Source organism: Cellvibrio sp., assembly GCF_039207905.1.
GTDB lineage: Bacteria > Pseudomonadota > Gammaproteobacteria > Pseudomonadales > Cellvibrionaceae > Cellvibrio.
Genome location: NZ_JBCECX010000014.1, coordinates 52,776 through 65,616, shown reverse-complemented (window position 1 = coordinate 65,616; position 12,841 = coordinate 52,776). Strand labels below are relative to the sequence as shown.

Here is a 12,841-nt window from a genome sequence, read left to right as displayed (position 1 = left end):
TGAAAAAAAAGGGCCTTAAGTTGCCCTTTTTCTTTTGACGATTATTGCAAAATAATCTTGTCATAAATGGCCAGATATTCTTTGGCGCTGTTATCCCACGAAAAATCTTTGGTCATTGCATTAATTTGCAATTGCCGCCACAAAGCCGGTTGCTTAAAAACTGAAATTGCTCTTTGGATTGCAGCGAATAACTCGTCAGCGCTGGCAGCATGAAACACAAAACCATTTGAATGTTCAGACAACTTATCGGGCGCTTGCTCAAAGACTGTATCTCGCAAACCACCCACTGCATGAACAATCGGCAAGGTACCATAACGCAAGCTGTACATTTGATTTAAGCCGCAAGGCTCAAAAATAGAGGGCATTAAAAATATGTCACTACTTGCTTCTATTCGATGTGCAAAAGATTCATTGTAACCCAGAGTTACGGCCACTTTAGATGGATGTTGCTCGGCAATATTTTTAAGTGCTTGTTCGTAGTAAGGGAAGCCGCTTCCAAGCACGACCAACTGGCAATCCTGATTCAACAGTTGATTCATTTGCGCCAAAATTAAATCGACACCTTTTTGATCTACCAAGCGCCCTACAAATCCGAGTAGGGGAATATCCGCACTCACGGTTAGTCCAAGCTCTTCCTGCAATGCCAATTTGTTTTTGGTTTTATTGCCAAGGGTACGCCGATTGTAGTTGCATGTCAGATGGGAGTCGGTACCCGGATTCCATTCATCGGTATCTATGCCATTTAAAATACCGGCAACAGAATCATTTCGATAACGGATTAACCCATCTAGTCCACAACCAAATTCGGGGCGCTGAATTTCCTGCGCATAAGTTGGACTCACTGTTGTAATGAAATCCGCAAATCCCAGCCCACCTTTAATGAATGACATCTGTCCGTAAAATTCCAACCGCTCGTGATGCCAAAATCCTGCAGGTAAATTTAATTCCGAGAAAGCCTGATAGGAAAATAATCCGCGATAGGCAAGATTGTGGATAGTAAAAACAGTTGCGGGGTGATTGGGTTGTAAAGAGAGCAGAGCAGGAATCAAACCGGTCTGCCAGTCATTGCAATGCACAACGGTAGGTTGCCAGTCGAGATTGGCGTGATTCAAAGCGATTGATTCTGCCACTCGCGAGAATGCATAAAATCGTTTGTGATTGTCATACCAGTCGTTGCCATCCGGGCCACAATAGGGATTGCCTTCGCGCCCGAAAAACTCGGGAATATCGACCAACCATACCGTAACGCGCGTCCCCGGCAAGCGAGTTTGTTTAATCGATACCGATAAACCATCGATCTCAAACCGGGATACTTCTTTGATTCCGCATTCAGATGCCTTCTCTAAAACGCTGGCATAAGCGGGAAGCAAAATTTTTACATCTTGCCCCAGTTTTAGCAGTGCACGCGGCAAGCTTGCAGCAACATCAGCAAGCCCGCCGGTTTTGATCAGCGGATAAACTTCACTGGTTACAAATAAAATTTTCTGCATGAATGATCCTTCGTTCTGAACTACGCAAGTTTTAAAATCAGAGCACCTAAAGGTGGAAGATTGATTTCCAATGAATGTTGGTGATTCATCCAAGGCACAGGCTGCGAATAGATCGGATTGGAGTTGCCCCAATTGCTGCCGCCATAAAAACTTGAGTCGGAATTCAACACTTCGTGATAAGCGCCAGCAACAGGAATGCCAATACGATAATTGCTACGAGTTACCGGTGTGAAATTTAAAATCACTATGCTGAAATCGTTATCGCTTTTACGAATGTAACTCACAATCGACTGAGTGCTGTCATGGCAATCAATCCATTCAAAACCATCACCGCGAAAATTGCGTTGATAAAGTGACGGCATGCTGGTGTAGCAATGATTCAAATCTTTAACCAGCGCGTGCATACCTTGGTGCGGTGCATAATCAAAAAGATTCCAATCCAGTGCACGGCTTTGCGCCCATTCACTCCACTGTGCAAACTCGCTCCCCATAAATAGCAATTTTGTGCCGGGGTAAGTAAATAAATAGGTGTAAAGCAGGCGCAAGTTAGCAAACTTTTGCCAATCGTCACCGGGCATTTTGTTGATCATACTGCCTTTGCCATGCACCACTTCATCATGCGAAAACGGCAACATAAAGTTTTCGGTAAAGGCGTACATCATGCCAAAGGTTAATTGGTTGTGATGGTACTGGCGATGGATTGGATCTTTACTCATGTAATCGAGCGAGTCGTGCATCCAGCCCATGTTCCATTTCATAGAAAAGCCTAGTCCACCAACCCATGTCGGACGAGTAACTTGCGGCCATGCAGTCGATTCTTCAGCAATTACCAGCGCGCCCGGATGTTGCCCGTGGCAAACCTCATTCAGTTTTTGCAGGAAGGTCATCGCTTCCAGGTTTTCGTTACCGCCATGAATATTAGGAATCCACTCACCGGGTTCGCGCGAATAATCCAGGTGCAGCATTGACGCCACTGCATCGACACGCAATCCATCAAGATGATATTCCTTCAGCCAGAACAAGGCGTTCGCCAACAGAAAGTTACGCACTTCATTGCGGCCATAGTTATATATCAAGGTGCCCCAGTCGCGATGTTCACCCAAGCGCGGATCTTCATGCTCATAAAGCGCAGAGCCATCAAAGCGGGCGAGGGCATGTGCATCTTTAGGAAAGTGAGCAGGCACCCAATCAAGGATAATCCCGATATTGTGGCGGTGTAGGTAATCGACAAAGTAACGGAAGTCATCAGGTGTACCAAAGCGACTAGTCGGAGCGTAATAGCCGGTTGTTTGGTAACCCCATGAGTCATCAAGCGGATGCTCACTGACAGGCAAAATTTCTATATGGGTGAATCCCAAGGGTTTGATGTAATCAACGACCTGATGGGCGAGTTCACGGTAATTCATAAACTCGCCAGCCCAACCGCGGCGCCATGAGCCTAAGTGCATCTCATAAACAGATAGGGGTGATGACTGCCAATCCCAATGAGCACGTTGATTCATCCAATCGCCATCCTGCCATTCATAACGAGATGGTGCTTCAACGATTGAACCTGTTTGCGGGCGCAACTCAAAGGCTTGGCCGTATGGATCTGATTTAAGGAAAACAGCACCAGTGGCGCGATTGCGAATCTCAAACTTATAAAGTGCGCCGGGTTTAATGCCGGGTATAAACACCTCCCACAAGCCGCTGCCACCGCGTACGCGCAATGGATGTTGGCGCCCATCCCAATCATTGAAGTCGCCAACGACACTGATGCGCTCTGCATTGGGCGCCCAAGTAGCAAACAAAACGCCTTCAATGCCATCAACTGTGCGTGGATGAGCACCCAAATGTTGATAGATGTTCCAATGTTGACCCTCTGCAAACAGATGCATATCGACTTCGCCCAGTTGTGGTGCAAAGGAGTAGGGGTCGTATTCGGTGTGCTTCACATTGTGGCGATCATGCCACTGCACTAAATAATGATCTGGTAGCAGGCCAGCCAAACCCTTCCATTCAAAGAAATCGGTGCCCTCTATACGGTTTAGTGGGAGCTGCTGTTCGTTCACTAGCAAATTAGCCGTGCGTGCTCCGGGCAAATAGACGCGGACAAATGTGTCGGCGGTAGCGGTGGAATTTGCTCCTAATGAATGACGTCCGAGTACTTCAAAAGGATCATGGTGAGTGGCGGTAACTATGCGCAACATCGCGTGAGATAAAGGGTTGTCCTGCTTCACATTCAACATTCAATCGGTTCCTGGAGTGATTATTGTGGCACTTGATTTTGCATATTTACGATTATGCCCGATTTTGGGCTACATAAAATCGTCATACGATTCGGCTCTACTAGCTTAGCCATTATTGATTTCATTTGATGCACCATTTTTTTGCAAAAAAATGACATCTATAAAACACATTTGCAGATTCAATGCCAAACTTGTAGCTACAATTAACTTTGCATTTAAATTGAGCAGGTTTGCGATATTAAATGCACCATAAAATTTTTGTGTTCTGCTCGGGTTTGAGTCAAATCAATTTATTGGCACTGATATTGCTCTTACACTGGTCATAGCGCTGTAACACAAAATTCACAGTTCAGACACAATAGCCATAAGGAATACGTATTAATGAGTACACCAACATCGGGGCGTTTTGTTAGTCGTCTTACGCGGGAAACTTTAGCGGTAATTCTTGCAGGCGGGCGTGGTTCCCGGTTGCATCAGTTAACAGACTGGCGAGCAAAACCTGCAGTGCATTTCGGTGGTAAATTCCGCATTATCGATTTCCCTCTCTCCAATTGCGTCAACTCCGGCATTCGCCGCATCAGCGTGTTAACCCAATACAAATCTCACTCACTCGATCGCCATGTACAGCGCGGCTGGGGATTCCTCGGCGGTGAGTTAGGTGAGTTCGTAGAATTATTGCCAGCACAACAACGCCTGAGTGAATCATGGTATGCAGGCACTGCAGATGCGGTATTACAAAATATCGACATCATTCGTCGCCACAATCCCGAGTACGTATTAATCCTTGCGGGTGACCATGTTTATAAAATGGACTACGGCACTATGATCGCTGCTCACGTTGAACGTGGCGCAGATATCACTGTAGGTTGTATTGAAGTTCCGCTTGAAATTGCACATGCATTTGGTGTGATGGACATAGATAAAGAGCATCGAATTGTAAAATTCACAGAGAAGCCTGCAAATCCGGAACCGATGATTGGTAAACCAGACAAAGCATTGGCCTCGATGGGCATCTATGTTTTCAGCACTAAAGCCTTGTTCCGCGAATTATTAAAAGATCGCGACAATCCAAATTCATCGCATGATTTTGGTAAAGATATCATCCCATCAATGATTAAAACCCACCGTGTCAATGCATTCCCATTCCGCGATCCGGTCTCTGGTGGCGACGCTTATTGGCGTGACGTGGGTACCGTGGACTCACTGTGGGAAGCAAACCTTGAATTAACGGGCATTACTCCAGAATTGGATTTATACGACGCCGCCTGGCCAATTTGGACTTATCAAGAGCAAGTAGCGCCGGCTAAATTTGTGTTTAACGATGAAGGCCGTCGCGGATATGCAGTTGATTCTTTAATTGCAGGTGGCTGCATTATTTCCGGTTCGGCAATTAAACACTCTCTGCTGTTTCCGCGAGTGCGCGTCCATTCGTATTGCGAAATTGAAGATTCAGTTTTATTCCCTAGTGTAGAAGTAGGGCGTCGCTGCAAGATTCGCAAAGCGCTGATTGATCGCCGCTGCAAAATTCCTGAGGGCACCGTCATTGGTTACGATCTCGAAGCCGATAAAAAACGCTTCCACGTATCACCAAAAGGTGTAGTGCTGGTTACTCCCGACATGTTAGGACAGGATGAAGTCAATGGTTAATAATGGCAAAACGAAGGTTGTTTTTCTTTGGCATATGCATCAGCCCGATTATCGCGATATTGTAACGGGCGAATATTATTTCCCCTGGACTTACCTTCACGCCATTAAAGATTATGTTGATATGGCTGCGCACATAGAGGCGCAGCCAGCTGCAAAAGCAGTGGTGAATTTTGCGCCGATTCTGCTTGAACAATTGGATGACTATGCGCAGCAAGTTGCTGCGCATTTAAAAGACGGCAGCAAAATTAAAGACGCCGTTTTAGCGTCGCTGGTCGAACCCATTTTGCCAGCACCTGGCACTATGGCATTCACCGATCTTGCTAAAAAATATCTGCGCGCCAATCAAGAGCGAATGATTAATCGTTTTCCCGTATATCAAGAACTCGCCAATATAGTAGGTACATTTGATGAAAAACCATTCATCAGTCGCTATCTGAATGAACAGTTTTTGATTGACTTGGGTATGTGGTATCACCTGAGTTGGATGGCCGAAATTCCTCGCCGCAGTGATGAGCGAATTCAAAAGTTGCAGAACAAAGAACGTAATTATACGTTTGATGATCGCCGTGAGTTGTTGCAAATAATCGGTGAGCTGGTTGCATCAATTGGCCCCCGTTACCACAAACTCGCAGAGTCGGGCCAGATTGAATTGTGTATGAGTCCATACGCGCACCCAATAGTCCCCTTGCTTATCGACTTAAATAGCGCCAAAGAGGCAATGCCTGATGTGAGCTTGCCCAATGCTGCTTTTTACCCCGATGGGCGCAATCGCGCCAAATGGCATCTGAACGAAGGCTTCAAAACATTTGAGCAATATTTTGGTAAACGTCCGCGTGGTTGTTGGGCATCTGAAGGCTCACTCAGTGATGAAACATTAAGATTGCTCCAAGAAGCCAAGTTTGATTGGGCTGCAACAGGTGATTCTGTTTTACATAACAGTCTTCGCGCCAGCGAAAATCACGCTGTTGCCCAGCAAATAAAAGCCGATAATCAGTCACTCCATCGCGCATACGAATTTGCCAACGTTAAGATCAACACCTTTTTTCGTGATGATGGGTTATCTGACCTCATCGGTTTTAAATATGCCACATGGCATTCTGACGATGCAGTTGGTGATTTAATCAATCACATGGTCAACATCGCCAATGCGAGCAAAGACCCAAAAAATACTGTTATCTCCGTCATTATGGACGGTGAAAATGCGTGGGAATATTTTCCCGAAAATGCCTACCACTTTTTGCACAACTTGTATGAACGCTTAACCACACATCCACAGTTGGAACTATCAACTTACAGTGAAGTTATTGATAACCAGCAACCAACTCCGGTAACGATGCCACACCTGGTTGCTGGTAGTTGGGTGTATGGAAGCTTTTCAACCTGGATTGGCGACAAAGATAAAAATCGCGGATGGGATATGTTGTGTGATGCAAAACAACAAGTAGACCATGCGCTGAGTAAACGCAGTTTCTCTGCTGCACAATTGACGCAAATCGAAAAACAGCTGGCGCTTTGTGAAGGGTCAGACTGGTTTTGGTGGTTTGGTGATTACAATCCGGCGCAAAGTGTTAGTGACTTTGAATATTTGTTCCGTCGCCACTTACTCAATTTGTATTCGCTTATTGAACAACCAGCGCCTGCTTATTTGCATCAAGTGATAAGTGTTGGTGGCGGCGATCCTGCTACAGGCGGAGTAATGCGCCAAGGTCACGCAAACTGATAAGTGCAGTTTCATTTTTGCAATTATTATGTTTAGAAATATCCGCATCTGTTTTTTGTAACGCGTAAAAAGGGAAGGGCATTAATGGCAGACAAATCACCGTTATTTCAACGACGCACAGCTGGTGTTTTGTTGCATCCAACCTCTCTACCTTGCTCAGAATCATGCTGGGGAAAAAATAGTAAAAATGCATTCGGCACTTTAGGAAAAGACGCCTATTATTTTATAGATCTGATTGCACAAGCTGGGCTGACGATTTGGCAAATGCTCCCGACGGGGCCAACACAAGCCGATATGTCTCCTTATCAATCCATTTCTGCCCATGCAGGTAATCCTAATCTGATAAGCCTTGATTGGTTATTGGAAAAAGGTTGGATTAATGCTGAGGATGTGCAACTAGTTGGTGAGCAATCCTTAGGTGACGCTCATCAACAGTGCGCGCTTTCATTTTTCAAGTATTTGGAAAGCGACAAAGGCACAGAAACTCGCGAACTATTTCAGACTTTTTGTTCACAACAACATTACTGGTTAGATGATTTCGCGCTGTTCTGTGCGCTTCGGTCGGAATTCAAAGGTGCATCCTGGGTTTCTTGGCCGAAGGAATTGCGCGCTCACGATCAAGCAGCACTAAAGAAAAGCCGTGAACAACTTAAAGTAAAAATAGATTTCGTTTTATTTGAACAGTTTGCTTTTTTTACCCAATGGCAAGCACTAAAAAAATATGCCAATCAAAAGGGCATCTATTTGTTTGGTGATATGCCTATATTCGTTGGGCATGACAGTGCTGATGTCTGGGCGCAACAACATTATTTTCAGTTGGACGAAGAGGGCAATCCACTAACTGTTGCTGGTGTTCCACCGGATTATTTCTCTGAGACAGGACAGCATTGGGGCAATCCTCACTACGCGTGGGATGCGATGCAAGCCGACGGTTTTCAGTGGTGGTTAGCGCGGTTACGTACGCAATTGCAATTGTTTGATTTGATTCGAATAGATCATTTCCGTGGATTTGAAGCCTATTGGGAAATTCCGGGCAATAGCCACGATGCCCGTTTAGGTAAATGGGTCAAGGCTCCAGGTGAGGCATTTTTAAAAGCATGTTTTGATGCGTACCCAGGGCTGCCGTTAGTTGCAGAAAACCTCGGGGTGATCACTGATGAAGTGGAAGCGCTGCGCAACCAATTTGAATTGCCCGGAATGCTGGTGCTGCAATTTGCATTTGATGGCAACACCAACAATCCACATTTGCCGCACAACCACACACGCAGCGATGTGATCTATACAGGAACTCACGACAACGACACTACCGTCGGTTGGTATGACACCTTGAGTGATGCGAATCGCCAACAACTTAAGCAATATTGTTTTAACTCTACTGATGATGTGCCTTGGTTATTGATTGAAGCGGCATTGGCATCGGTAGGGCGCATGGCAATCATTCCCATGCAAGACTTTTTGGAGCTGGATGGAGGGCACAGGATGAATATGCCCGGAACAACGGATAAAAATTGGGTGTGGACGTTTTCGTGGGATCAAGTTGAACCCACACTTGCTGATCGTATTCGGCAATTGTTAAGAGCCTATCATCGCGTGGAACAGCATTGATAGAACTTTAATCACTCAACGTATTGCAGGAACCACTATGGAACATAGATGCAGCTCGCGCCACACAGCCGATATTAAAATTCTGATTTATCGTTATGACGTTCCTGTGGCAATCGGCCGCATTAAAAATGGAACGCGACACGGTCTGTTTATTCAATCAGATTTGGTAGATGTAAGGCCGCTGCAGCAATTAGGGATAGAAATTCTGGTTCATCGCGGCGCACAAAAGTTACAGCGTTACCGGTTTGACTCAATAGTTATCCATACTGCAGATCATGGATTTGGTGTCGAGCTGGATACATTAACTGAAGAAGCTGGCGACCAATTGATAGAAATGCTTCAAGCATCACCAGAGACACCACAAGAAAGCGAATTGTTTGATATGGTGGCAAATGCCTGAAGACACACAGATGTCCAGGCGCCACAACAAGGCAACTTTAATCAGGAATTGACAAACAGCCTTTGATAACCATAATTGCGCATAATGTATATTGAGACTCCTACTTAATGTAGAAAAAAGGCCGCTAGCTCAATGAGTTAGCGGCCTTTTTTAATCGACAGATTGTCACCTTACACAACATGTAAGGTTTGCAAAATTGGGTCAAATGTAGCGAGTAGCGTGCCTGTCGCGATAATGGATATCGCCGCGATTTTTCGGGGGTCAAACTTGTCAGCAACGTCCAGCAGGATTTGATATGCCGGGCTATTCATTGAGCGTTCGGCGGCAAGGCTGAGGATTATTGATTCTGCTGGGAATTCCAGTATCTGCGCGGCCTGCAAGCCTTGCGCGTCTGTCAGTGAGCCGCCTTTGTGGCGTAATTGATAGACACGCTGGGTAGGCATTTCTAGCGCCTTGGCGGTCTTATAATCACTCCCTAATTTCTCTTTTAGCAGGTCAAGAATCATCTTTGTGGTGATCATGGCGCGCTTCCCCTCATTAGAACATTTATCTATTAAAACCATAAATCCTCCAGATTGATAGTAGTGCGGCGGTTTGCATATCTTTGGAACTTGCATAATTCTATAAACGTACCCCGTTGGTGCTCGGCGGGTCGGTGCGTTTTCACACAATCCGGCTCGCCATCCAAGGGGACGTAAACCAGTCAACTAACGGGGCGACTATGAGCACTTTCACATGTACCACGGCTGAATTATTAACGCCGGAATTTTTACGCCTACTGGCGATTGCAACCACTAAAGAAAATCAGCGCTTGCAAAAACTCTCAGCGGCTCGCCGCGCATTGTCACTGTGTAATCGCCTAAGGGCGGGTGACACCAAGAAAAAAAACAACGCTCGTATTTTTCGCGCACTCAATCAACTGAGGGCGGCGGCATGAAAGGGATTCGCGTGAATGGAGTTTTTTATTCTCAAGTTGGTTTTGCTGATCACTTTTACGATATGGCGGCAATAGTTAAGACGGTTGAGTTACGCCTTGCTTTTTTGCATGCGAATAAAGTTTTGGTTGGTTTTCCTTGTGGAGGATATTACGCATTTATCGTTATTAGAAAGGGTTCGTGCCCGAAATTTTTGGCCAAAGTTCTAGCGATTAAAAAGAAGTATGCAAAGCAGGCTCATGAGCGGGGTGAGATATGAATGCAGCCCAGCAACACGCGGCGGCAATCATGGCCGCTGCAAATAATCAATTAACTCCCGAGCAATCGCGTCACTGTTTTTTGGCTGTGTCATCACTGGTGATGGCTGCGCGTGATGCAGAGCAGGCATCTTATTTAGCGATGGCTGAATTAATGGGCAATGGCAATCCACGTGATGCTAGTGAGTACGCCCAATTTATGCGTGATCATTTGCGCAAGGTACATGAGCAACTGAAATTTGTTAGCGGTGTGTTGGCTGCGGGGGCTGCTGTATGAAATGCGTTAAATGCGGAAAAAATCGTGATTTGCGTTTTGGTTGGTGCTTCCCTTGTTTTGATAAGGCGCAAAAAGCTCGTACAGCTAAGAAGCCTGCCAAAAAAGCGACTGTTAAAAAGGCCAAAAAGTAATGGCGTGGTCACGTGCAAAAACGTGGGCGGGTGACCAGAAAAACTTTGAAGGCTTGATGGCATATCGTCATCTGGATTCAGTAGGTTTTTTGGCATCCGTTCGCAACTCAGTTGCTAAGCAGGAATTTTTCCGGTCGCGACCAAAAGCCATCCAGAAGGATTTGGCCGGTCGCGTTCTTGGTCGCATATCTGCATCAGTTGAATCGCGCCAGCAAGCGGCACGGGCTGAGGCGAACAGGGCGCTACTACACGTTGATGATGTGTTGCGTGTTGGTGACCTGAATTTGTCTTGGGATGATGACTCGCTTTCAAACTGGGCTGAGGCTCGCGCTGATAAGTGTGGAAAAATTGTTTCCGATGATGATCACTCAATTCATGTGCTGCGTTGGATGGTTAATGGCTACGGATTGCAATGGCCGGCATTTGATTTATTTGGCGATGCTGCTGCGGTTGCGCGTGTGTGCAGTTCAAAGTGGTGGCGTAGAAAAGCCCGCGTTTTAAAGGTTCGCGCTATCGATCAGTTAGCGCGGCACTTTCGCATGGTGCATGCAAAGGCGCAGCCGTACGCCAGCAATGAGGCCGTTAAATTGCGCCGTTTGCAGGCTCGCCGCAATCGCATGACTCTGGAAGGTTTCGAGGCAATTAATCAGGAAGGCGATGCGTATACCTTGGCTGAGCTTTCCGATTTATCGGTGAGCAACCCTACCAACCGTCGCCATGAATTAATGGTGAGAATGCGCGGCTTTGAGCAAATCGCTGAGCAATTCGGCCACGTTGGTTTATTTGTCACGATGTCGGCACCTTCTAAATTTCATCCAATGCGCCAAGTAAAGAATGCGCGTGGGCGATTGGTGCGTGTTGAAGAAAATCCGAAATATAACGGTGCAACTCCACGCGATGCACAGGACTGGTTAAATAAAACGTGGTCGCTTGTCCGTTCCGCATTGGATCGTTTAGAGATTCGCTGTTATGGATTCCGCGTTGTTGAGCCTCACTCTGATGGCTGCCCACACTGGCACCAGCTTTTATTTTTTTCTGCGGAAAATATTGAGTCAGTAAAAACCGTCTTTAAAAATTATTCACTGCGCACTGATGCAAGCGAAAAAGGCGCGGCTGAATATCGTTTAAAAATCGTATTGATTGATCGGGAGAAGGGTAGTGCTGCCGGATACATTGCAAAATATATTTCAAAGTCGATTGATGGAAGTCATGTTGATGACGATCTTATCGGTAACTCTGGTAGTGATGCGGCTGAAAGAATATGCGCGTGGGCGAGTTCGTGGGGAATTAGACAATTCCAGCAGATCGGTGGAGCTAGCGTTACTGTTTGGCGTGAGCTACGGCGCCTTGCGGATGGGGAAGGAATTGTTGAGCAAATGCGAGAAGCGGCAGACGCTGCCAACTGGGCAGCCTACCTGTTGTTGCAAAGCGGCGGTATGCCCTTTGTTAAAAGAGATTTGCAAGCCGTTCGAGCGGCCTACTGGTTAGAACATGATGCAGATACCGGTGAAGTGATCGATGAATCTGTAAACAAATACGGGGAAGAAAGTAAGGGCAAGTTGTTCGGTGTTGTCACTGCTGCTGGCGAATATTTTCTTACTCGTTTTTATCGCTGGACTATCCAGCGAGTGGGTGAAGCCGCGAAAGCGGTTAAAAAAGCGTTACCGGTCTGCAATTTGTCAGCTGATGAATTGCTTGATCTGTTGCGCGGTGATGGTCTTGGTTCAACCGCGTAGCGGTTGCCTTGGACTTGTGTCAATAACTGTACGGAGTAAATGAAGTGAACGAAAAGTTTAAGTTGAAAAAGAAAATTCCAAACGGCTTAGCTGGTGGGAATATTCCGGTGGGCACTGAGGGCTTTATCACTCGCCACCCTGACGAAAAATTTCCTACTTTCGGTGTTCGCATTTGCGGCATTGATTTGGAAGTTGATCCGCAACACGTGGAGGTGGTCGGTGGGGCTTCTTAAAGAGGCTCGCGAACTGGAAAAAGAAGCCCGCGCCAGATTGGGTGAGATACCCATGATGGCGCGAGTGATGTATCCAGAATACGTAAAAGCCGGTGAAGTCTTTTGTGATCGCTTAACCCAATTGGTGCGTGATCTGGAAGCGGCGGAAGCCATCGCCAAATAATTTTTTGCCTGGACTTGTC

The 12,841-nt window shown here is 46.2% G+C and carries 13 protein-coding genes; 10 read left to right on the top strand and 3 right to left on the bottom strand.

Features of this window, described 5'->3' with window-relative positions:
• Nucleotides 1-41: 41 nt before the first annotated feature.
• Both glgA and glgB read right to left on the bottom strand, forming a co-directional pair.
• Nucleotides 42-1,490: a glycogen synthase GlgA gene (gene glgA / locus AAGC78_RS10465; protein WP_435784025.1), complete on the bottom strand. Its 1,449-nt coding sequence runs from the start codon at nt 1,488-1,490 to the stop codon at nt 42-44.
• Nucleotides 1,491-1,510: 20 nt separating this feature from the next.
• Entirely contained in the window at nt 1,511-3,718 is a 2,208-nt protein-coding gene (gene glgB, locus AAGC78_RS10460; protein WP_435784024.1) for a 1,4-alpha-glucan branching protein GlgB, read from the bottom strand.
• 381 nt (nt 3,719-4,099) lie between these two features.
• Between glgB and glgC the strand changes: the two genes are divergently transcribed.
• From glgC to AAGC78_RS10440, 4 genes are all read left to right on the top strand, one after another.
• On the top strand, nt 4,100-5,365 hold the full coding sequence (gene glgC / locus AAGC78_RS10455; RefSeq protein WP_435784023.1) for a glucose-1-phosphate adenylyltransferase: 1,266 nt from the start codon (nt 4,100-4,102) through the stop codon (nt 5,363-5,365).
• The gene (locus AAGC78_RS10450; RefSeq protein ID WP_435784022.1) at nt 5,358-7,085 is read left to right on the top strand and encodes a glycoside hydrolase; all 1,728 of its coding nucleotides are present in this window, start codon (nt 5,358-5,360) and stop codon (nt 7,083-7,085) included. The genes glgC and AAGC78_RS10450 overlap by 8 nt, the downstream gene beginning before the upstream one ends.
• Before the next feature lie 84 nt (nt 7,086-7,169).
• The gene (gene malQ / locus AAGC78_RS10445; RefSeq protein ID WP_435784021.1) at nt 7,170-8,690 is read left to right on the top strand and encodes a 4-alpha-glucanotransferase; all 1,521 of its coding nucleotides are present in this window, start codon (nt 7,170-7,172) and stop codon (nt 8,688-8,690) included.
• 37 nt (nt 8,691-8,727) lie between these two features.
• Nucleotides 8,728-9,090 (top strand): hypothetical protein, encoded by a 363-nt coding sequence (locus AAGC78_RS10440; protein ID WP_435784020.1) that lies wholly within the window; start codon nt 8,728-8,730, stop codon nt 9,088-9,090.
• Between the two features lie 170 nt (nt 9,091-9,260).
• Here AAGC78_RS10440 and AAGC78_RS10435 read toward each other — a convergent pair whose 3' ends face one another.
• Nucleotides 9,261-9,653 (bottom strand): hypothetical protein, encoded by a 393-nt coding sequence (locus AAGC78_RS10435; RefSeq protein ID WP_435784019.1) that lies wholly within the window; start codon nt 9,651-9,653, stop codon nt 9,261-9,263.
• 158 nt (nt 9,654-9,811) lie between these two features.
• On the opposite strand from AAGC78_RS10435, the gene AAGC78_RS10430 reads away from it, so the two are divergent.
• The 6 genes from AAGC78_RS10430 (at nt 9,812) to AAGC78_RS10405 (ending at nt 12,822) form a co-directional block, all read left to right on the top strand.
• Nucleotides 9,812-10,027 carry a hypothetical protein gene (locus AAGC78_RS10430; RefSeq protein ID WP_435784018.1) on the top strand — a complete coding sequence of 72 codons (216 nt, stop codon included), beginning with the start codon at nt 9,812-9,814 and terminating at the stop codon, nt 10,025-10,027.
• Nucleotides 10,024-10,284 (top strand): hypothetical protein, encoded by a 261-nt coding sequence (locus tag AAGC78_RS10425; RefSeq protein ID WP_435784017.1) that lies wholly within the window; start codon nt 10,024-10,026, stop codon nt 10,282-10,284. The genes AAGC78_RS10430 and AAGC78_RS10425 overlap by 4 nt, the downstream gene beginning before the upstream one ends.
• Complete coding sequence (locus AAGC78_RS10420) at nt 10,281-10,559, top strand: hypothetical protein (protein WP_435784016.1); 279 nt, start codon at nt 10,281-10,283, stop codon at nt 10,557-10,559. Before AAGC78_RS10425 ends, AAGC78_RS10420 begins: the two co-directional genes overlap by 4 nt.
• Nucleotides 10,560-10,689: 130 nt before the next feature.
• Nucleotides 10,690-12,426: a replication endonuclease gene (locus AAGC78_RS10415; protein ID WP_435784015.1), complete on the top strand. Its 1,737-nt coding sequence runs from the start codon at nt 10,690-10,692 to the stop codon at nt 12,424-12,426.
• 44 nt (nt 12,427-12,470) lie between these two features.
• Nucleotides 12,471-12,659, top strand: a complete 189-nt coding sequence (locus tag AAGC78_RS10410; protein WP_435784014.1) for a hypothetical protein — start codon at nt 12,471-12,473, stop codon at nt 12,657-12,659.
• Nucleotides 12,646-12,822 carry a hypothetical protein gene (locus AAGC78_RS10405; RefSeq protein ID WP_435784013.1) on the top strand — a complete coding sequence of 59 codons (177 nt, stop codon included), beginning with the start codon at nt 12,646-12,648 and terminating at the stop codon, nt 12,820-12,822. The genes AAGC78_RS10410 and AAGC78_RS10405 overlap by 14 nt, the downstream gene beginning before the upstream one ends.
• Nucleotides 12,823-12,841 lie beyond the last annotated feature (19 nt).

Bases quoted from the DNA above. Each gene is read 5' to 3' on its own strand.
- glgA (WP_435784025.1), bottom strand. From the start codon at position 1,490: ATGCAGAAAATTTTATTTGTAACCAGTGAAGTTTATCCGCTGATCAAA.
- glgB (WP_435784024.1), bottom strand. From the start codon at position 3,718: ATGTTGAATGTGAAGCAGGACAACCCTTTATCTCACGCGATGTTGCGC.
- glgC (WP_435784023.1), top strand. From the start codon at position 4,100: ATGAGTACACCAACATCGGGGCGTTTTGTTAGTCGTCTTACGCGGGAA.
- AAGC78_RS10450 (WP_435784022.1), top strand. From the start codon at position 5,358: ATGGTTAATAATGGCAAAACGAAGGTTGTTTTTCTTTGGCATATGCAT.
- malQ (WP_435784021.1), top strand. From the start codon at position 7,170: ATGGCAGACAAATCACCGTTATTTCAACGACGCACAGCTGGTGTTTTG.
- AAGC78_RS10440 (WP_435784020.1), top strand. From the start codon at position 8,728: ATGGAACATAGATGCAGCTCGCGCCACACAGCCGATATTAAAATTCTG.
- AAGC78_RS10435 (WP_435784019.1), bottom strand. From the start codon at position 9,653: ATGGTTTTAATAGATAAATGTTCTAATGAGGGGAAGCGCGCCATGATC.
- AAGC78_RS10430 (WP_435784018.1), top strand. From the start codon at position 9,812: ATGAGCACTTTCACATGTACCACGGCTGAATTATTAACGCCGGAATTT.
- AAGC78_RS10425 (WP_435784017.1), top strand. From the start codon at position 10,024: ATGAAAGGGATTCGCGTGAATGGAGTTTTTTATTCTCAAGTTGGTTTT.
- AAGC78_RS10420 (WP_435784016.1), top strand. From the start codon at position 10,281: ATGAATGCAGCCCAGCAACACGCGGCGGCAATCATGGCCGCTGCAAAT.
- AAGC78_RS10415 (WP_435784015.1), top strand. From the start codon at position 10,690: ATGGCGTGGTCACGTGCAAAAACGTGGGCGGGTGACCAGAAAAACTTT.